At 65.6% G+C, this 18,088-nt stretch carries 16 protein-coding genes; 4 read left to right on the top strand and 12 right to left on the bottom strand.

Annotated elements, in window-relative coordinates; all coding sequences use genetic code 11:
• Nucleotides 1-812, bottom strand: an 812-nt coding sequence (locus GY769_01640) for a hypothetical protein (protein MCP4200620.1), incomplete at its 3' end; no start/stop codon positions are given.
• Nucleotides 813-1,052: 240 nt separating this feature from the next.
• On the opposite strand from GY769_01640, the gene GY769_01635 reads away from it, so the two are divergent.
• The gene (locus GY769_01635) at nucleotides 1,053-1,592 is read left to right on the top strand and encodes a hypothetical protein (protein ID MCP4200619.1); all 540 of its coding nucleotides are present in this window, start codon (nucleotides 1,053-1,055) and stop codon (nucleotides 1,590-1,592) included.
• 76 nt (nucleotides 1,593-1,668) lie between these two features.
• On the opposite strand, the gene GY769_01630 is transcribed toward GY769_01635, so the two are convergent.
• From GY769_01630 to GY769_01605, 6 genes are all read right to left on the bottom strand, one after another.
• Nucleotides 1,669-2,868 carry an alanyl-tRNA editing protein gene (locus tag GY769_01630; GenBank protein ID MCP4200618.1) on the bottom strand — a complete coding sequence of 400 codons (1,200 nt, stop codon included), beginning with the start codon at nucleotides 2,866-2,868 and terminating at the stop codon, nucleotides 1,669-1,671.
• Nucleotides 2,865-4,607 (bottom strand): amidohydrolase, encoded by a 1,743-nt coding sequence (locus tag GY769_01625; protein MCP4200617.1) that lies wholly within the window; start codon nucleotides 4,605-4,607, stop codon nucleotides 2,865-2,867. Before GY769_01625 ends, GY769_01630 begins: the two co-directional genes overlap by 4 nt.
• A gap of 92 nt (nucleotides 4,608-4,699) precedes the next feature.
• Nucleotides 4,700-5,200 carry a PaaI family thioesterase gene (locus GY769_01620; GenBank protein MCP4200616.1) on the bottom strand — a complete coding sequence of 167 codons (501 nt, stop codon included), beginning with the start codon at nucleotides 5,198-5,200 and terminating at the stop codon, nucleotides 4,700-4,702.
• 39 nt (nucleotides 5,201-5,239) lie between these two features.
• Complete coding sequence (locus GY769_01615) at nucleotides 5,240-6,118, bottom strand: methyltransferase domain-containing protein (GenBank protein MCP4200615.1); 879 nt, start codon at nucleotides 6,116-6,118, stop codon at nucleotides 5,240-5,242.
• A gap of 18 nt (nucleotides 6,119-6,136) precedes the next feature.
• Nucleotides 6,137-7,615: a hypothetical protein gene (locus GY769_01610; GenBank protein ID MCP4200614.1), complete on the bottom strand. Its 1,479-nt coding sequence runs from the start codon at nucleotides 7,613-7,615 to the stop codon at nucleotides 6,137-6,139.
• Nucleotides 7,616-7,705: 90 nt separating this feature from the next.
• Nucleotides 7,706-9,631: a glycosyltransferase family 39 protein gene (locus GY769_01605; GenBank protein MCP4200613.1), complete on the bottom strand. Its 1,926-nt coding sequence runs from the start codon at nucleotides 9,629-9,631 to the stop codon at nucleotides 7,706-7,708.
• A 166-nt stretch (nucleotides 9,632-9,797) separates the two neighbouring features.
• On the opposite strand from GY769_01605, the gene GY769_01600 reads away from it, so the two are divergent.
• Complete coding sequence (locus GY769_01600) at nucleotides 9,798-10,223, top strand: hypothetical protein (GenBank protein MCP4200612.1); 426 nt, start codon at nucleotides 9,798-9,800, stop codon at nucleotides 10,221-10,223.
• Nucleotides 10,224-10,365: 142 nt separating this feature from the next.
• Here the strand turns inward: GY769_01600 and GY769_01595 are convergent, their stop codons facing one another.
• Genes GY769_01595 through GY769_01585 form a run of 3 tightly spaced genes read right to left on the bottom strand, consistent with a single transcriptional unit; the run spans nucleotide 10,366 to nucleotide 13,549 of the window.
• Nucleotides 10,366-11,634, bottom strand: a complete 1,269-nt coding sequence (locus GY769_01595) for an endonuclease/exonuclease/phosphatase family protein (protein MCP4200611.1) — start codon at nucleotides 11,632-11,634, stop codon at nucleotides 10,366-10,368.
• On the bottom strand, nucleotides 11,631-12,467 hold the full coding sequence (locus tag GY769_01590) for an alpha/beta fold hydrolase (protein ID MCP4200610.1): 837 nt from the start codon (nucleotides 12,465-12,467) through the stop codon (nucleotides 11,631-11,633). The genes GY769_01595 and GY769_01590 overlap by 4 nt, the downstream gene beginning before the upstream one ends.
• A 56-nt stretch (nucleotides 12,468-12,523) precedes the next feature.
• On the bottom strand, nucleotides 12,524-13,549 hold the full coding sequence (locus tag GY769_01585) for a beta-propeller fold lactonase family protein (GenBank protein ID MCP4200609.1): 1,026 nt from the start codon (nucleotides 13,547-13,549) through the stop codon (nucleotides 12,524-12,526).
• A 28-nt stretch (nucleotides 13,550-13,577) separates the two neighbouring features.
• On the opposite strand from GY769_01585, the gene GY769_01580 reads away from it, so the two are divergent.
• Nucleotides 13,578-15,890: an aminotransferase class III-fold pyridoxal phosphate-dependent enzyme gene (locus tag GY769_01580; protein ID MCP4200608.1), complete on the top strand. Its 2,313-nt coding sequence runs from the start codon at nucleotides 13,578-13,580 to the stop codon at nucleotides 15,888-15,890.
• A 12-nt stretch (nucleotides 15,891-15,902) separates the two neighbouring features.
• On the opposite strand, the gene GY769_01575 is transcribed toward GY769_01580, so the two are convergent.
• The gene (locus GY769_01575; protein ID MCP4200607.1) at nucleotides 15,903-16,703 is read right to left on the bottom strand and encodes a symmetrical bis(5'-nucleosyl)-tetraphosphatase; all 801 of its coding nucleotides are present in this window, start codon (nucleotides 16,701-16,703) and stop codon (nucleotides 15,903-15,905) included.
• 96 nt (nucleotides 16,704-16,799) lie between these two features.
• On the opposite strand from GY769_01575, the gene GY769_01570 reads away from it, so the two are divergent.
• On the top strand, nucleotides 16,800-17,330 hold the full coding sequence (locus tag GY769_01570) for an NUDIX domain-containing protein (GenBank protein MCP4200606.1): 531 nt from the start codon (nucleotides 16,800-16,802) through the stop codon (nucleotides 17,328-17,330).
• Here GY769_01570 and GY769_01565 read toward each other — a convergent pair.
• Entirely contained in the window at nucleotides 17,321-18,043 is a 723-nt protein-coding gene (locus tag GY769_01565) for a cytidylate kinase-like family protein (GenBank protein ID MCP4200605.1), read from the bottom strand. The two genes, GY769_01570 and GY769_01565, sit on opposite strands and share 10 nt — an antisense overlap.
• Between the last annotated feature and the right edge of the window lie 45 nt (nucleotides 18,044-18,088).

Raw genomic sequence — 18,088 nt, 5'->3', positions numbered from 1 at the left:
CGCTCGAGCTCGGGGTAGTAGCGCCGATCGGGGATGGCATAGCCGCCCGGGCCGTCCAGTGTTCCGAAGCCGATGCCGAAGTACATCAGGGTCTTGCGGCCGACGATGTGCCCGGTGGCCTCGGCCAGGAGGCGCATCGCCGAATAGATCCGTCGGGTTTGTCGGCCGAGCTCCTTGCCGGCCGGCAGGTGCCGCAGCAGTGAGGGGGCAGTAGCTGGAGGTGGCTCGCGTGTCCAGCGGGTCTTCTCGGGGTTGATGCCCCGAGAAGCATCGGTGAGCGCCTGGAGAAGAGCCTCCCGGTCCTGGGTGAAGTCCTGAAAGATCTTGAGCCGCATGCCGTAGCCGGCCACCGCCACCCAGTCGGACGGCATCAACTCGTTTTCGATCCATTTGCGACTCTCTTGGGCCGCGTCGATGTGCTGCCGGATCAACCGGTTGAAGCGATTCGAGATCGTTCGCGGGTCGTCGAAGAACAAGATGAAGTAGCGGCTCGCCGGGATCTGTTTGGAGGTGCCGTCGCGCGATCCGTTGAGGTCGTAGCGGGTGGCGTAGAAGTCCGCTCCGGTCAACTCGACTTCGCGCCCGTTCTCCTCGACGACGAAATCGCTCTTGTTCAGACCGGCCACCAGGTTTCCGTCGCGGTCGGTGACCACGACGTCGAGCAGCACTTCGGTGACCTCCATTTGCTCCTCGAATCGGGGAGTCTCTTGGGCCCAGGTCCGAACAAGGGTCGGCGAAATGAGCGCGAGGAGCGCCGCGGCGGTCGCGATCCGGCCGGCTCTCGCAGTCGATTCTCGGGTCGTCTGATTCATGGGTGACTCGAAGTCGGCAGCGGACATCCTGACATGGCGCACGACCGCGAAGGCCCTTTGGCTTTGATTGGCAGCCCGAAACCCGCTGGCGAGCCCGTTACATGTTACGTTACAAGAGGCGAGCACAGTGCGGTTCCGACGACCAAGCCTGGCTGAGGGGTTTGGACTGTAGCCCCGCACGCCGCGGCGTTTCTGTTGACGACTCTTTTCAGTGGGTCTGGACGAAAAGGAGAGCAGCCAATGAGAGAAACACGAATCCTCTACTTCGCGCTCGGCGTCGTACTGGTCGTGAGCGTCGGCGCAGTGAGCCTGCACGACAACGGGGTCGAGTTCCCGGACGGTTCGTTTCAGGAGACGGCGGCGGCTGGATTCACCGCGGCCAATGCCGTGCAGGGGCAGGTCAGCCTCGCGACAGAGGTAGGTGGGTCGGAGTGCAGCGCCTGGACGACACTGTTCCAAGTGCCTGCGAACAAGCGCCTGGTTATCGAGTGGCTGGCGGCCGAGAGCTCTATTCCCAGCGCTCTCGCAGCGCTTTCACACCCGGTCGATGTCGACATCGTCACTCACGATGGCATGGCCCAGGTCTTTTATAGGTTTATTCGGCTCGACGATCAGAAGGTCGTCGGGCCGAGCGTGTTCTCCGGCACGCGTTGGGCGGCGCCAGTGCGGCTCTACAGCGAAGCGAGCCAGCCGGTGCAAGTGCGTATGTTCCTCAACAAATCGCTCAATGGTGAAGGTGTGGGACCTGTCGGATTCTCCGGCTATCTGATTGACGTTTGAGCAGGAGGCTGAGGGCGAGAGCCCGGACAGCGGATCGAGCGGTTACGCGACGGGAACCGCAGCTACAACCTGTCCGCTAGTGTTTCGAAGTAGTGATCGCGCTAAGGAGGAGCGACTCGGCTTCTTCGAGCCCGTTTAGCGAGCCGGCCTTGCCTTGAAAGATCGCCCCCGAGCCGCCGCCCCGGCCGTCGAGGATCTCGGCAATCCTCGGTCCGAGCTCCCCGGCATCGAGCGAGCTCTCGCTACCCACGCCGACGAGGAAAAACGAGCCTTTCTCGCCGCTCGCGGTCAGCAGACAGGCCTTGGCCGGCGCCAGCGCGAGCAGCGCCCGGCCGGTCTGCTGAAGAAAGCCGCCGTCGGCATCGTCGAAGTGCATGGTGACCGCCGGCTCTGCGCTCGCGGCCGAGCTTTCGCTCTTGGCCTGCGCCAGCTCGGATTCGAGCTGGCGGATGCGGCGCCGGGCTCTGCCGAACTGGTCGAGCTTGAGATTCGCGATCTCGACCAGGCTAGCGTCGTCGCTATCGAAGAGGCCGCGCAACTCGGCGGTACGCGCTTCGTGCGCCGCCAATCGGCTCCGAACCCGACCTCCGGCCACCCAGCGAACGCGGTTGCCGCCCCGTAGCCGTTCGGTGCCGAGGATCTTCACCGCCTCGATCTCGCCGGTGGACTTCAGGTGAGTGCCACCACAGGTATTGAGATCGATGCCTTCGATCTCCACCAGCCGGATGTCGCCGCGGTGCCCGTCCGGTAGGCCCCGGCTGCGGACATCGAGCTCGGCATACGCCTCCGGGGAGACCCGGCGCGTGCTGATCGGCCGGCCGGTGACGATCTCCGCCATGGCCGCGTCTTCGAGCGCCGCGAGCTGGGTCGCGGAGAGGTCGGGCGCGTCGAGCTCGATGTCACTGGTCTCGGGACCGAGATGGAAGGATCGGGTCGCCCATCCGAACCGGGCCAGGGCGAGGGCCGAGAACAGGTGCTGAGCCGTGTGCTGCTGCATGTGGTCGTAGCGCCGCCGCCAGTCGAGCAGCAGGACCGCGGTCCCGGTCTCGCCGGGAGACGCGAGGTAGTGACGGATCTCGCCTTCGACCTTCTGCACGTCGACCACCGCGATGTCGCCGAGGCGACCGTGGTCGGCGGGCTGCCCGCCTCCCTCGGGGTAGAGCAGCGTGTCGTCGAGCACCGCATAGGGTCGGCCCTCCGCCTCGCCGACGCCGAGAACCTCGACATCCAGCCGCCTGAGGTAGGGGTCCCTCTCGAAGGAGGGGATCGAAGTCATTCGGAGCGCTGGTAGCGGATGCCCCCGCCGAGAATCGTCGTGTCGACTTGCGCCGCCGGAATCTCTTCCTCGGGAATGGTCATGATGTCCCGCGACAGGATCGTGATGTCGGCCAGCTTGCCCGGCTCGATCGAGCCCTTGAGGTCCTCCTCGAAGGCCGCGTAGGCATTGTTCAAGGTGTACGAGCGGAGGGCCTCGTCTCGGGTCATGCGCTGGTCGGGGTAGAAGAGCTCGCCGTTGTTCATCCGGCGGGACACGGTCGAGTGAAAGCTGGCAATGGGGTCAATGTCCTCGACCGGCACGTCGGTGCCGTTGTTGATCACGACGCCGTGGTCGATGAGTGTTCGCCAGACGTAGGCGCCCTCGGCGGCGCGCTGGTCACCGATTCGCTCCGGCACCCAGGGCCCGTCGGAGGTGCAGTGCACACCCTGCATCGAGGCGATCACCCCGAGCTCGGCAAACCGTGGCACGTCGTCGGGGTGGAGGTGCTGGGCGTGCTCGATGCGCCAGCGCAGATCCGCCGGGTTGTCGTTGGCGGCGAAGACCTCTTCGTAGATGTCGAGCACGGCGCGGTTGGCCCGGTCTCCGATGGCATGGGTGTTGACCTGGAAACCGTGCTTGACCGCCACCTCGGCGGTACCCCGAATGTCGTTCTCGGGCTCTAGCACCAGGCCGACGCTTTCGGGCATGTCGCTGTAGGGCTCGAGCAGCCAGGCGCCATGCGCGCCGAGCGCGCCGTCGATTTGACGCTTGATCGAACGGACGGTGAGGAAGTCGTCGCCGTCGACCACCATCCGATAGCCGGGCAGGAGCTCGTCCATCTTCTCGTTGCTCTCCCTTCGCACCATGACGTAGAGGCGTACGGGGAGCTCGTTCTCGGCCTCGAGCTGGTTGAAGAAGTCGATCTCCTCGAACGAGGCGCCGGCGTCGTGGAAGCTGGTGACGCCTTTGGAGAGGGCGTCTCTGCCTGCGAGCTCGACGAACCGGAGCAGCTCGGCCTCGACCTCCTCGTCGCTTCGACCCTCGCGCGAGCGCGAGCGGGCCTCGGCGACCACGCGCTGAGCGGTCTCGCGCAGCAGCCCGGTGAGGTTTCCCGAAGCGTCGCGGACCAGCTCTCCTCCCGGAGGCTTCTCGGAGTCGCGGGTCAGGCCTGCGAGCTTCATCGCTTTGGCGTTGGCGAAGGCGGCGTGACCGCTGGCGTGTCCGAGGAGCACCGGGTTCTGCGGACTCGCCGCGGACAGCGATTGATGGACGGGGGAGCCGTCTATGGCCGGTGAGGGCGGCCGATCCCATTTCTCCTGGTGCCAGCCGCGGCCCGAGATCCACTCGCCGGGCTGCGCTCGTTCGGCGGCTGCGGCTACCATCGCAACGATCTCGTCCCAGGTTCGCGCCCGGGTCAGATCGAGAATGGTCTTGGCGTTGCCCAGGCTCAGGAAATGACCGTGGCCTTCGATGAAGCCGGGTACGGCGCGGCGGCCGTCGAGGTCGATGACCTGCGTCTCGGGACCGATCCAGGGCTCGATGTCCGCGTTGCTTCCCACCGCGACGATCCACGGCCCCCGGGCCGCCACCGCTTGCGCTTCGGGCCGATCTGCGGCCAAGGTCGAGACCACGCCGTTGCGCAGGACCAGGTCGGCCATCTGCTCAGGTCGATCCGACGAAGTGCAGCTCACCGCGACCAGCAGCGGTACCAGGATCCAAGATCCGCCCAGGGCGGAGTTCCGTTTTCGTTCCAGCATGCGGTCTCCTTCGCCGTGAGTCTACTCCGGCTCGGGTGCGACTCGCAGGCTCAGGCTCGCGCCGGCCGAGGAGGCGTTTTAGCGTCTGCGGCTCATGGCGTTTCGGTCTCGTCCGCGTAGACGCGCCAGCCGAGGGCTTCGTTGTCGACGTCCGCAATACGATCGAGGCGCAGGCGTGCGTAGCGGCCTTCGGCGGTCACGGCGACACTGCCGTCCGGCAGGTAGATCTCGGCGCTGCCTTCGAACAGCCGGCGGCGGTCCCGGGTGATGCGTCCACGCGCCGTCAGCGCGACGTCGAGCGGCACCGGCTGGAGAAACCTGGTCGAGAGATCCACGGCGACGCCCCAGACGGTGGCGTCGCCTTCGGCGTTGCCGGCGTTGATCGCCCGGCAAATAGCCTCGTCCAGAATGCCGGCCGCGAGGCCACCGTGGACTCGGCCGGGATAACCCTGGTGATTCGAGCGCGCGGTGAAGCGCACCAGGACCTCGGCTTGGCCGCCCTCGGAAACCGTGTCGTAGAAAGCGGCCTTGATGCCGGCGTCATTGCGAACGCCGCAGACCACGCAGTCGTAGCTGTTGGGTTGCTTTCGCATGGCGTGAATTGTACGGCGCTGCCACGAAGCTGCGACGGATCAGGTCCCCCGGAATTCCGCTGGCTCTGAGAGCAGTGGCCTTCGGGCGATGAAGAGACCGTAGTCCATCGCCTTCACGCGGTAGGCGAGAATGATCCGCCAGAGCGTCACGAAGAAGATCCAGTTCGAGGTTGGCCGTTTGAAGAGGAACTGTCGGTAGGCGGGTTTGGTCAGGACACCGGCTACGACCCGGCGCGCACAGATGTTCCAGGTTCTGCGCACTTGCCGGCGCAGGGACTGGAACTCGACGAGCTCCAAACCGGCGGCCTCGATCATCTGGCGGTACTCGCGTTCGGTGCCCAGGCCCGCCAGCCGACCCTCTCGGCAAATCGGCTCCAGCAGATGACGAACGTGCCAGCCCCTGGGCTCGAGGGCCGACAACCAGGCGGCGACGGCCGCCTTCTTCCCGGGTCGAAGGACTCGGAATATCTCGGCGAAGAACTTACTCTTGTCGTCGACGTGAGCCAGGCATTCGATCGACACGACGGCTGAGAAAGACATCGAGTCGAGGCCGTTGACCTCCCAGTCGCGGAGGAGGAATCGCAGCTTCGAGCCGGCTCGGGCTTGGCTGGTCGCAAAATCGAGCTGGGCCGGTGAGACCGTCAGCCCGACAACGTCGGATCCGTACTCCGTGGCCAGCTGGAGAGCGGTCGCGCCGTAGCCACAGCCCACGTCGCAAACGGTGTCGCCCACGCCGATCTCCGCTTTTTCCGCGATCAGGCGCACCAGCTCCTGAACGGCCTCTTCGGGATGCTCTCGACCCGAGGCCCAGAGGCCATGATGGACATGTCGCCCCCACACGTCTCGGTAGAATCGATCCAGGTCGTCGTAGTGGCCGGCGACATCGGCTACCGAAATCGACCGCGAAGGCCTGATCACGACTCTAGCCGCCGCCTCTCATTCGGCTCGCAGGCGAGCGACCAGGTCGGTGTAGGCGGGGAGCTCGCGCAGGCTTTCGAGATCCGAGTCCTGTTCCATGTACTCGAGGTTCGAGTATCCGGCGGCGACCGCACGCGCCAATGCCGACACCGCCCGCTTCTTCTTTCCCAGCCGCGCCCAGGCCGAGGCCAGGTTGTAGAGCACGAACGACCGCGGGGGTCCGACGCGGGTGGCCAGTTCCAGAACGACCGCGGCGCGCGCGTAGTCTCGGGCTTTGAAGTAGTCCTGCGGCAGGTAGAAGCCCAACTGCGCGGACATGGAGTTCAAGACCCGCCGAGCGGCGAAGCTCTTGGCCGTGTCCGCCTTGGCGGTCTTGAGCAGGCTCGGGATTCGCAACTCCCGCTCGAGCTCGGTGACCTCCATGACCTCTGTTGGGTCCGCCGCAGCGCCAGGTAGGTTGAAAAGACCGAAGGCGCGAGCCATCTGGTAGAGCTGGGCTCGTTCGTACTTGCGCGCCGAGTCCTCGGCGGCCAGGGCTCGGCCCACTTCGGGACTCTCCGCCAGCTCGGCGGCCCGCTCGGCTGCTTCCTCGACGTCCCGCAGACCCTCGAAGGTTCGCGCGACGGCGTCGAAGCGCCGCTGCGCTTTCAAGAGATCGCCCGATCGCTCCAGTGCCCGCGCTTGGTCAAGGTCCTTCGCGTAGAGCTCGGCGACGAGATTGGAGTCCGCCTCGCGGGCTCCCGAGCGCATCGCCTGGATTTCCATCCACTCGACGGCCTCGAGCGCCAACTCGGCCGGCATCCAGGCATGGGGTCCGGGGAAGGACTCGAAGCGATGGGGCGCGCCCAGTCTCTCGGCTGTACGGTCCAGCTCGCGAGTGGGCTCGTAGTTGAACTCCTCGTCGCCAGCGGCGCCGAAGTGAGCGAACGGTACTTCTGTATCGGGCACCGAGGGATTGACAGGCCGCCCACCACTGCTGATGACGCCGGCCACGCCCCCGGTCTGCTGGCCCCAGATCCATGCCAGCATCGCGCCGCCCGAAAAGCCGGTCGCATAGATGCGATCGGTGTCGAAGGCATAGCGCTTGACGTCCGGGCCCATGGCTCTGACGGCTCTGAAGTTGGGGTCCCAGGGCCCATCGCTTCGGGTGTTGTCGGAGCTCATCAGAATCCAGCCGTAGCGCTCGGCCGCGGCGCGAAAGATCTCCGCTGCCATAACGCTCCGACCGCGCGGATCGAAGATGAAGAGAACCGGCCAGCGGCGCTCGGTGGTGTAGCCGCTCGGGAGGTAGAGAGTGTAGGTCTGGGTCGGATCGCTGACGCAGGCGACGTTCTCGGTCAACTTGCCGAGCGCGACCCGGAACGAGTGCTCGTCGCCCTCGGCCGAACGCGTGTCCGATTCCCCGGCGCTGGCGGCGAGCGGTGGCGCCGGCCACGGCAACGCCAGCCACAGAGCGGCGATGACGAGCGCGGCCTTCCTGTTGAACAGAGTGCTCACCGCCATTCTCCTGGTCGTTACGTTATCGTGGCCGGAGTGTTGCGGTTGCAGGACGGACTCGGAGCAAAACCGAGTCGGCGCGCCTCCTGACTACCATGACCGAGCCCCTGGAGAGCTAGCGATCCGCCGAGGCCGTTTCGTGGTCCAGCGAACGAGCGCAACCCGGGGAGAATCCTCGGGAGGGGGTGTCTCGGCCCACTCCAGTCGGACTTTGAGATTCGGCGCCGGTAGCGCGAACCGCCGGGTCGAGAAGCGTTCGCCGTCCTGATCCCAGCCGGTCCCGAGGAAAGCGAGCTCCATGTCGCCGACGTTGACGCTGGTCAAAGCCCGGGTGTTTCTGGGTATGCGGGCTTCGAGCGAGATGGGCTGGCCGGCGCGCAGCCCCCGCGGAAGCCTTCCGACGTAGCCGCCCTTCTTGGGGCGCTCTTTCTGCCAGACGATTGGCTCCGGCGGCGACAACCAGTACCAGGGGTGGAGCAGCAGAACCCGGCTCGGCCCGATGGCCTTGAACCACTCGGGGCGGTGGATCACGATCGCCTTCGCGTCGAGGCGTTGCATGCGCCGCCGATAGAAATCGGCACGCGGCCCTTGCAGACGATCTTCGGCGAAGATCTCGAAATCGACCAGATCGAGCCTCTCTTCCGTGACTTCCGTGAGCGCCGTGACCTCTTGTGCCACCAGGATCTCCTTGTGTCCGGGGCGCTTGGAGCGCAAGTCGAGCGTGCCCTCGCCTGTTTCGTACACTGCCGTTCGCCGGCTGAGAGACGGGCTGAGGCGTCGGACCGTTTCCACGGCTTGATCGAATGTCGTCGTCCCCACGGTCTCCGAATAGATGTAAGCGTTCGCCGGCCAGACCTCGAGCAGCAGCAGTCCTGCGAGCGCGACCCAGAGCGTCGGCCGCCGGGCGGAAGCCGGGATGCGCTCGGCTAGCCAACGCCAGACCTCGTGAAGCAGCCACGCGGCCGCCAGCGAAGTGAAGGGCACGATGACCAGGTAGTTGTTGCCCTTGGGCCAACTCGTCGCAAGGGCGTAGATGACCGAGAATCCGAGCGGGAAGCTCAGGAACAGCGCCAGTTGCGGCAGGCGAAGGTTCGAACTGTCCGCTTGCGAAACACGAATCAACTGAAGGCCCAGTGCCCCGACTCCAACCAGGGCGACGACTCCGAGCCAGGGGCCGTGGAACGACCAATGGAGCAGATTCGACACCTCGGAAACCAGCATCGAGCCGAAGGAATGACCGCCTTCGGCAGAATAGAAGCGATCCTGCATTCGGAGAAAATGGAGGTAGAAGCCGAGGTCTGGATGGAGAAGCAGAAAGACGGCGGTGGCAGCGGCGCCGGCGATCGTTAGCCTCTCGAGCGCCCGGCGCCAGCCATCCCATGCGGCGAGCGCCGCAGCAACGACCGGAATGGAGGCCAGAGCTCCGGTGTACTTGGTCGAGACCGCCAGCCCGACTCCCAGCCCAGCGATGAGGAAGCTCACGCGAGAAGGGCGCTCCAACGCGTCGAGAGCCCAGTAGCTGGTGGCCAGGACAAGCAGTAGCACCAGCGCGTCGGGCTTGAATGTCACGAAGTGACGCAACACCCAGGGGCTGGTTGCGAGCAGAGTGGTTCCCAAGAGAGCTACCCCCGAAGAGAAGACTCGCCGACCGATCAGGAAGGTGAGAATCAGGCTGCCCGTTCCGTAGAGAACCGTGACCCAGCGCGAGACGAGGTAGGCCGAAGCGCTGAAGCGGCCGTCGCTTCGAAAGACCTCCAGCCGCTCGAGCCCAGTCAGCCGATAGAGCGATTGAAGCCCCGCGAGGATCGCCGTCTGCGGCAGGTAGGAGAGGCGTCCATACCAGCCGGTCTCGGGACGGAGTGTCCCTTCCACGAGGACGTTCTTGACATTGCCGACGCTGAAGCGCTCGTCCCAGTAGCGCTTGCTGGTCAATTGGGAGCTGGCCAACCAGGAGCAAGCCACGAGGTTCCACACCACGAGGGCGGTCAAGGCCCACCTGATGCTCCGCCGGCTCATGGGGAAGTCGTCGGCGGCAACTTCACCGCCCCTGGACCGAAGGGGTGGCGTTCTAAGAAAACGGCGCGCATGGATCCATGTTCCCTCGGGAGGCTAGTCTACCGACGAGCCGGTGGCCGCTCCTGCGCTTCCCTCCGGCAGCGGTCTCTGGGCTATTCTCTCGGGCATGCCGGCAAAGAAGGTCTCGAGCAAGGCCGAAGCGACGCTCACTTGGCTTCTGCGCTGTCTGGGCGGGCTGACGCTGCTGGCTCTCGTGCCGATGGTCATGCCCACCGACTGGATGGCGGTAGTCAACGACCGGCTGGGACTCGAGCCGTTGCCCCGTTCGCCACTCACCGAGTACCTGACGCGCTCGCTCTGCGCGATCTATGCGCTGGTGGGTGCGCTGACGCTCTACGTTGCCCGCGATGTCCGGCGCTACGCCGGGTTTGTAGCTTTCGCGGGCCGGTTGACCGTACTGCTGGGAGTCTTCTTGTCGCTGCTCGGCCCCTGGGCCGGACTGCCTGCCGTCTGGGTGTGGTGGGAGGGGCCGCCCACGATAGCGGTCGGGGTGTGGATGTACTGGCTGGCTCGGCGGGTAGGGGATACCTGAGCGAAAAGGGCCTGGCACGACTTCGAGACGCTCGAATCGGCGCAGGCCTTCGTGGAGTCCGCGCGTCTGCGCGAGGTGATGGCCGCCGCCGGCGTCGCCGGTGAACCCGCGATCTGGTTCACGACATCAGCATAGGTGAGTTTCATGGGTCGCTAACGTCCAGGGCCAGGTCGAGCCAGACGAGCCGGTGATCGGACGCTTGCTCGGCCCATTGGGCGCCTTCGGGATCCTCGGCCGGCGTGGGCCAAAAGACGCCGCCTCCGAGAATCTCGAGCTCGACGCTGGGCAGGACGTAGTCGATCCGGGCTCCGTCGCCGAAGACGGAAGTGGAGCGCTCGGGATAGCCAGGTGGGCCAGGTTCTCTCGGTGTTTCGGCGTTGTGGGTCAGACCGCCGGCGCTGGTCACGAATGGGCCGCTGTCCTGGATGCGCGGGTGGCTCAGGAGCTGATCGATCGAAGCTCTACCGTCGTAGATCGAGGTGCGGAAGGGCCCCTCTCTTTCGGTGCCCGGTACCAGCGGTCTTGCGTTGAGGTCGCCGACCACAACGAAGGGCTCTCGCGAGCCGAAGCCGCCGGTCTCGCCGCGATCGTTGGTGAGGGAATCGCCGCCGTCCAGATACTCGGTCCAGAGCTTGATCTCGTCGAAGTTACGCCGGCCGTTCTTGTCTTCGGGCCCATCGAAGCCCTGGGGTGTTGGGTGACTCACGAACAGATGCAGAAGGCTGCCGTCGATCTCGATCGGGACGTCCCAGTGCGACTTACTTGACAGGCGCAAACGCTCGGCGACCTCTGCGGAGAAGTGCTCAGCCGGCATGTGGTGTCCGGGCAGGTCCCTCCAAAGAAACCGTTGAAAGGTCCGAGCTTCCCGATGTCGAATTGGGAATCGGGAGAGCACAGCCATCGAGTACTCGCCGGGATAAGTGCCGTAACCCCAGGAGTCGTTGCCGTGAGTGCGGCCGCCGCGGTCAGCGTCCGTCGCCGCGTGTCCGTCACCGTCCAGGTCCAGCCCGGAAAGGAGTCCCGTGTTGTTGGGAGCCGCGTAGGAGTAGGTCAGTTCGAGAGGCTCCGAGCCACCGGCCAGATAGGCGTCGCGGAACCGTCGAGCGCTCCAATCCAGGCCTTCTGCCGAAGCTCGGTAGTCATGGTCGATCTCGTTCAGAACCAGGATGTCCGGTCGAATCCTCTGAATGATCTCCGCGGCCGCCAGGGCCTGCGGGTCGCGTCCGCGGCCGTCGGCGTCGACGTCGTAGATCTTGTCGGTCTTGAGCTCGCGTATGTTGAAGAGCGCGACCCTGACCCTGGTTGGCTCTCCCGATCGGCGATCGGGCGTCGGGCCGCCCGGAGGCGGTGCGTTGGTGCAGGCCGCGGACAGCACCAACAACACCAGGGCCGTAGAAAGATGCGAGCTCATGATCGGTCTTCGTCGGCGGGCACCGTGCGCTTCCAAAGCTCGGCGAAGAACGTGATCAAAGCGTTGTTGACGGCGTCCGGCGCGTCGATGGTGGACAGGTGCCCGGCGTTGGGAATGACCATGAGCTCGGCTCCGGGGATGCCATCGGCGATGCGACGCGCCCGTTCTGAAGGTTGGGGCCGATCGTCGGCGCCGACGATGACCAGCGTCGGAGTCTCGATGGCGCCGAGGTCCGGCAAGACGTCATCGCGCTTGAAGATGGCCCGTCCGAAGCGAACGATGGCGCGCCGGTCGTTCGCTCGCATTCGCTTCCGCCACAAGTCGACCTCGTCTTGTCGTTTGGGGTCGTTCAGGAACGCGGGGCTGAACATGAGTCCCATGACGCTCCCCATGAGCGGGCCGAAGCCGAACACGCGCAGAATCTGGAACATGGTCTCGTACTTGAGGCGTTTGAGGGCCGGCTCGAGCTCGGCGGAGGTGTCCATGAGCACCAGGCTCCGGAGCAGATGTGGCGAGCGAAGCGCCAGACGCAGACCGACGAACCCACCGGTCGAAAGACCCACGAAGTGACACGGGCCGGCTCCGGTGCGCTCGATGAGCGCCGTCGCGTCGTCGACGAGATCGTCCAGCGAGTAGTCGGTTTCGACGAGCGCGCTCTGGCCGTGCTCGCGATGGTCGAAGGCGATGACTCGATACCGGTCCTCGAGGGCCTCGATCTGGGCGCTGAATTGCCGGTGATCCACCAGATAGCTGTGGGAGAAGACCACGGTTTCGGGGCCTTCGCCGCACTCGTGGTAGGCGAGCTCGGTGCCGTTGACACGGATCTTGTGCATGAAGCGCGCGCAGTCTACCAGCGGCCGCCCGCTGGGCCCGTGGGTCGAGAGAGCATTTAGGGCGCCCAGGCCATGCCGTCGGGCTCACGGCCGGCGCTGAGCAGGCCCCGGACGATCAGGTCCTCGGTGCCGAGCACGACCACGGTGTCGGCCTGGGTCGCCGCGACCCAGGCGGTGTCGCCGTTGGGCGAAACGACCAGGCCGACCGGCACGGGGCTGGCGCCGAAGCGGTCGCCAAACAGCCGCTCTTCGTAACCGTCCACGGTACTCAGGTCGATCGCCTTACGAACCAGCTCCCGGCGCTCGGTCCGGTCGAAGACCACGACCTCTCCGGATCTGGCTGCCGAGACCAGTACCCGCGATCCGTCCGGAGTCACCCGGACTCGGATCGGAAAGCCCGGGCATGGCACGGTGGCGAGAATCTCGAGGCTCTCGGGGTCGATCACCGAGAGAGTGTCCGCGCCGCGGTTGCCGACCCAGACTTCTCGGCCATCGGGAGTTACGTCGATACCCTCGGCGCCCTCGCCGGTGGCGATGTCGGAGAGCTTTGTGCCGGTCTCGAGGTCGATGACGGTCACGGTACCGGAGCCGATGTTGGCGACGAACGCGCGGCTACCGGCAACGGCCACCATGTGAGAGATGTTTTGGCCGGTTTCCACCGCCTGGCGGATGGCTCCGCTCGACGGCTCGACGATGAGCAGATGCCGGCTGCCCTCGGTGGTGACCGCCACGGTTTCGTCCGACAGCCAGACGACTCCATGCGGCCGGGTGTGCTCGCCGAGGCCGATCGTGCGCAGGACTTCCGCGCGCCGGATATCGACCACGGTCAGGCTCGAGCCGGGCTTCTGTCGATCGCCGTAATTGGTGATCACGGCGGTTGTTCCGTCCGGCGAGACCGCGATCTCGTGGGGGGCGTTGCCGGTCGGCAGGGTGGCGCGCTTGGTGCCGCTGACAGGGTCGAGGAGATCGACCGTGGCGTCGGATTTGTTGGCGACCAACAGGGTCTCCGCCGGCAGGCTTCCGGAGGATGCGGTGGCTGTCAGAGCCGCCGCCAGCAAGATTGGCCCGATTCTGTTCTTCATGAAGCCAGTATAGTCACCGGTGAGAACGATGGCAGAGATCAGCCCTGACGATCCAATTCTCGCGAATCTGCTCTCGAGCGAATACGGGATCTCCGGCTCGATCACCGCGCTGGCGGGAGAAAACGACAACTTCCTGGTGGTCGACCCGAGCGGTGAGCGCTTCGTGCTCAAGCTCAATGGCGACCAGCAGTCCACCGCCACCCTGGAGCTCGAGCATCTGGCCGTGGAGACCCTGGCGGCGTCCGATCTGGATCTCGAGCTGCCGCGGATCGTCCCCACGCGCCGGGGCACGATCGAGTCGGCTCACGAGGCCGGCGAGCATGAGATCCGTGGCCGGCTGCTGCGTTTCGTCGCGGGCACGGCGTGGGGCGACGCGGGCCCGGCGTCGAGCGCGCTGCGCCGGGACCTCGGACGCTGCCTGGCCCGGGTCACCTCAGCGCTGGAGCAGGCTCACCCGAGCGGCCCGCGGCGCACGCATCGCTGGGACCTGACCGCGGCCGCCGGGCACCGCCGGGCGGTCGCTCGAGTCGACGACGCGGCCCGCCGCGCCCTGTTGGATCGCGCGTTCGTCCTCTTCAGTGCTTCGGCCAAGCCCTTTCTGGACGAGATGCGACATTCGCTGATTCACGGTGACCTCAACGACGAGAATCTCCTGGTCGCCGCGGGCCGGGTGGTGGGTCTACTCGATTTCGGGGATTGCCTGGTGAACCCGGCGGTCTGCGAGCTCGCGATCGCCCTGGCCTACGCACTGCTCGATGAGCCGCATCCGCTCGAGGCCGGAGCCGAGATCGTGGCGAGCTATCACCGAGAGCGTCCCTTGACGTCCCGTGAGCTCGAGGTTCTGTTTCCCTTGATCTGCGGCCGGCTGGCGGCGTCCCTGTCGATCGCCGCCGAGCGACGGCGAATCGACCCGGAGCGCGCTAGCTGGTTCGCGACCGAGGAAAGAGCATGGCGCGCGCTCGAGCGCTATGCCGAGATCGACCCACTAACGGCCGCCGACGCGCTCTCCGCCGGCACCGGCGTCGAGGTCTTCGCCGATCGGTCTCTGCCGCGAGACGAGATCCTCCGGGGCCGTCGCCGCCGCTTTTCCACTGCCCTTTCGCTTACCTATGCCGAGCCGATCGCCTTCTCGCGCGGTCGCCGACAGTTTCTCTTTGACGAACGCGAGCGACCCTACCTCGATATGTACAACAACGTCTGCCATGTCGGGCACTGCGACCCGCGGGTGGTCGAGGCCGGTTACCGGCAGATGCGGAAGCTCAACACGAATTCCCGCTACTTGTACGACCAGATGGTCGAGTACGCGGATCGTCTGTGCTCGCTGCTGCCGGCGCCGCTCGAGCGCTGCTTCTTCGTCAACTCGGGCTCCGAGGCCAACGAGCTCGCGCTGCGTCTCGCCCGAACCCATACCGGCAGGCGAGACATGCTGGTGGTGGACGGCGCTTATCACGGCCATACCAACACGATGGTCGAGATCAGCCCGTACAAGTTTCTGGGAGACGGTGGCTGCGGGCGACCTGAAGAGTGGGTCCACGTGGTGCCGATCGCCGATGGCTATCGTGGCGAGTTCAAGGGACTCGGACGCGAAACCGGATTGGCCTACGCCCGCCAGATCGAAGAGACGATTCTCTCTCTCGAACGACTCCTTGCCGGCTTCATCACCGAGTCGTTGCTGTCCTGCGGCGGTCAAGTCGTTCCCCCGGAAGGTTACCTGGAGGCCGCGTTCGCTCATGTACGCAACGCCGGAGGCGTTTGTATCGCCGACGAGGTGCAGGTCGGCTTCGGGCGCGTCGGTGCTCACTTCTGGGGCTTCGAGCTGTCGAACGTCGTTCCGGACGTCGTCGTCATGGGGAAGCCGATAGGTAACGGTCACCCTATGGCGGCGGTGATCACCACCCGGGAGATCGCCGATTCGTTTGCCGCGGCCGGCATGGAGTTCTTCACCACCTGCGGTGGCAATCCGGTCTCCTGTGCCATCGGAACCGCGGTCTTGGACGTTATCGAGGACGAAAGGCTCCAGCAGAACGCGCTCGAGGTCGGGACGCATCTCCGAGATTCCCTGCGCGAGCTGCTGGGTCGTCACCGCCTTGTCGGAGACGTTCGAGGAGTCGGTCTCTTCATAGGGATTGAGCTGGTTCTAGACCACGAGACTCTCGAGCCGGCTCCTGAGGAAACCTCCGTTCTGGTCAACCAATTGCGGCAGCGGGGCATCCTGACCGGCGTCGACGGCCCGTTTCACAACGTCGTCAAGATCAAGGGGCCGATGGTGATCGACCACGACGACGCCGACCTGTTCGTCCGGGCGGTCGACGACGTGCTCACGACCATGAGCTTCGCCTAGCTGGAGCCGAAGCTAGAGCGCACGCTGGGAGTAGACCGCGGGTTCTTCGAGACGGACCGCGGTCAGCGCCCCTCCCCACACGCAGCCGGTGTCGAGGGCGAAGAGCCCCGGCTGCACCCGAAGACCGAGAGCGGCCCAGTGGCCACAGACGACGGTGACATCGGCGCTTCGCCGGCCGGGGACCTCGAACCAGGGCATACACCCCTTGGGTGTCGCAATGGCCGGTCCGTCGTGGCTGCAGGATTTCCCCTTGTGGGTGCAAGAGCGCAGCCGGGTGAAGGCCTCCAGTGAGCGGTAGAGCTCGGCGGTCGCTTCGCTCATCTCGCTGGGGTGCACGGTTGGATCGAGTAGTTGGCGCGCCTTGCGCTTGCCCTGGCGGAGGGCAACTTCGACCTGGCGTGCCTGTTTTTCGGCCGCGCGTGCCGTCCAGTGGGGCCACAGACCGCCGTGCACGAGAAGGTAGTCGTTGCGGCGGTAGACCAGGGGCCTTTCGACCAGCCAGCTCAAGAGCTTGTCTCGATGTCGGGACTTCAGAACCTCATTCGAGGTATCCCAGGATCTCGGACGAACCAAGCCCTTTGCCATCGCCAACAGTCGCAGATCGTGATTGCCGAGAACGACTTGAAACCGCTTGCCCATTTCCTTGGATGTACGTCTCGCCCAACGCAGAACTCGAAGCGAGTCCGGTCCGCGATTGACGAGGTCGCCGACCATCCAGAGGCGATCGCGATCCCAATCGATCGGCATGACGGCGAGCAGCCGAGTCAGCTCCCGATAGCAGCCATGCACGTCCCCTATGGCGAAGGTAGCCATCGCGCGCACTATGCCCGATCGCGGGGCGCGTGCCAATCCCCCGAGTCATAAGGAGCGGACCGGCTTGGGTGATGAGCGCGCGGTAAGCTTCGACGGATGGACGGTTCGACAGTTGTCGAGAGTTTTGTTTCGGCCGGGCTCGTGCTCGGGTTGCCGATCGATTCGGACCGGCTTCTCGAGTTCGCGAGTCGGCCGTCAAAGTTCGACCGAAACGATTTCGAGCCGGGTCACTTTACGGTCAGTGCCGTGCTCGCCGACGCGGAGGCGCGGCAGGTCTACCTGATCTATCACGCCAAGCTCGAGCGATGGCTCCAGCCCGGCGGTCACATCGAGGCCACGGACACTTCAATAGCGGCGGCGGCGGTTCGAGAGGCCGAAGAAGAGACCGGTTTCCGCCTAGAGGAGGTGAGCGCGATTCCGGTGGCTCTCAGCATTCATCGCATCCCCGCATGGGGCGACGAGCCGTCGCATTTGCACCTCGATCTTCAGTACCTTTTCCGAACCGACGGCCGTGGAGCTGCCTCGCCGGCTCAGCTGGCCGGACGTTGGTTCGCTCTTGACTCTTCTGAAGCGGCTGGCGCGCTCGAGCACACGCGCCCGCGCGTGCTCGAGCTTCTTCACGGCTGAAGAGCCCGGGCTTCGGATCTCATGGCTCGAGCGGCGAGGATCAACTCGATCGCCGCCTGCGGTTCCCAGCGGTCCAGGTTGACGGTCAAGTCCGCCCGCGTCGGGTCTTCGGCCTGGGCGCGAAAATGATGATTCAGGAACTCGGCGCGGTCGCTCTCGATACGGTTCAACTCTCGTCTAGCCGCAGCGGCGCCCAGGCCGAGGTTCTCGGCCAGGGACTCGATCCGCTGCTGGAGTGGGGCCACCAAGCGAACTCTCAGGCCGAGAGTGCGTGGCAGCATGAGGTCGCAGCCCCGGCCCACGAAGATGCACGAGCTCTGGCGGGCGAGGGAAAGCACCGTGTGGCTGAGCCGGTGAAAGTAGTCGTTGACGTCGAAATCGCGTTCGACGAGCGATCTCAGCGCCTCTTCCCACCAGCGTAGGTCGCGCTCGTCCATCGAGTGATAGATGCGTCGTCGGACGTCGTCGTCTCCGGCCATCGCCTCGAGCAGGCCGCGCCCGAAAACCGGCCAGCCGAGTTGGCTTCCGAGGGACTGAGCGAGATCCTCGGAAGCGATTCCGACCTGCCTGGAAATGGTAATGAAGTCCTCGACTTCCTGCTGAACGGTCGCCGCGTTCCCGAGCCGCTGGAGTCTCGAGAGCTCCCAGTTCTTCATCTGACGCTCGAGAGCTTGCGCCGAGATTCGGCTATCGCTGCTGAGCTTCCAAGGCATGCTCTGCGCTCGTGGAGTTCCTCCTCGACCCTCGGTCAGTCTAGC

This window comes from bacterium (assembly GCA_024224155.1).
Classification (GTDB): Bacteria; Acidobacteriota; Thermoanaerobaculia; order Multivoradales; family JAHEKO01; genus CALZIK01.
This window is presented reverse-complemented; position numbering and strand designations above follow the sequence as displayed.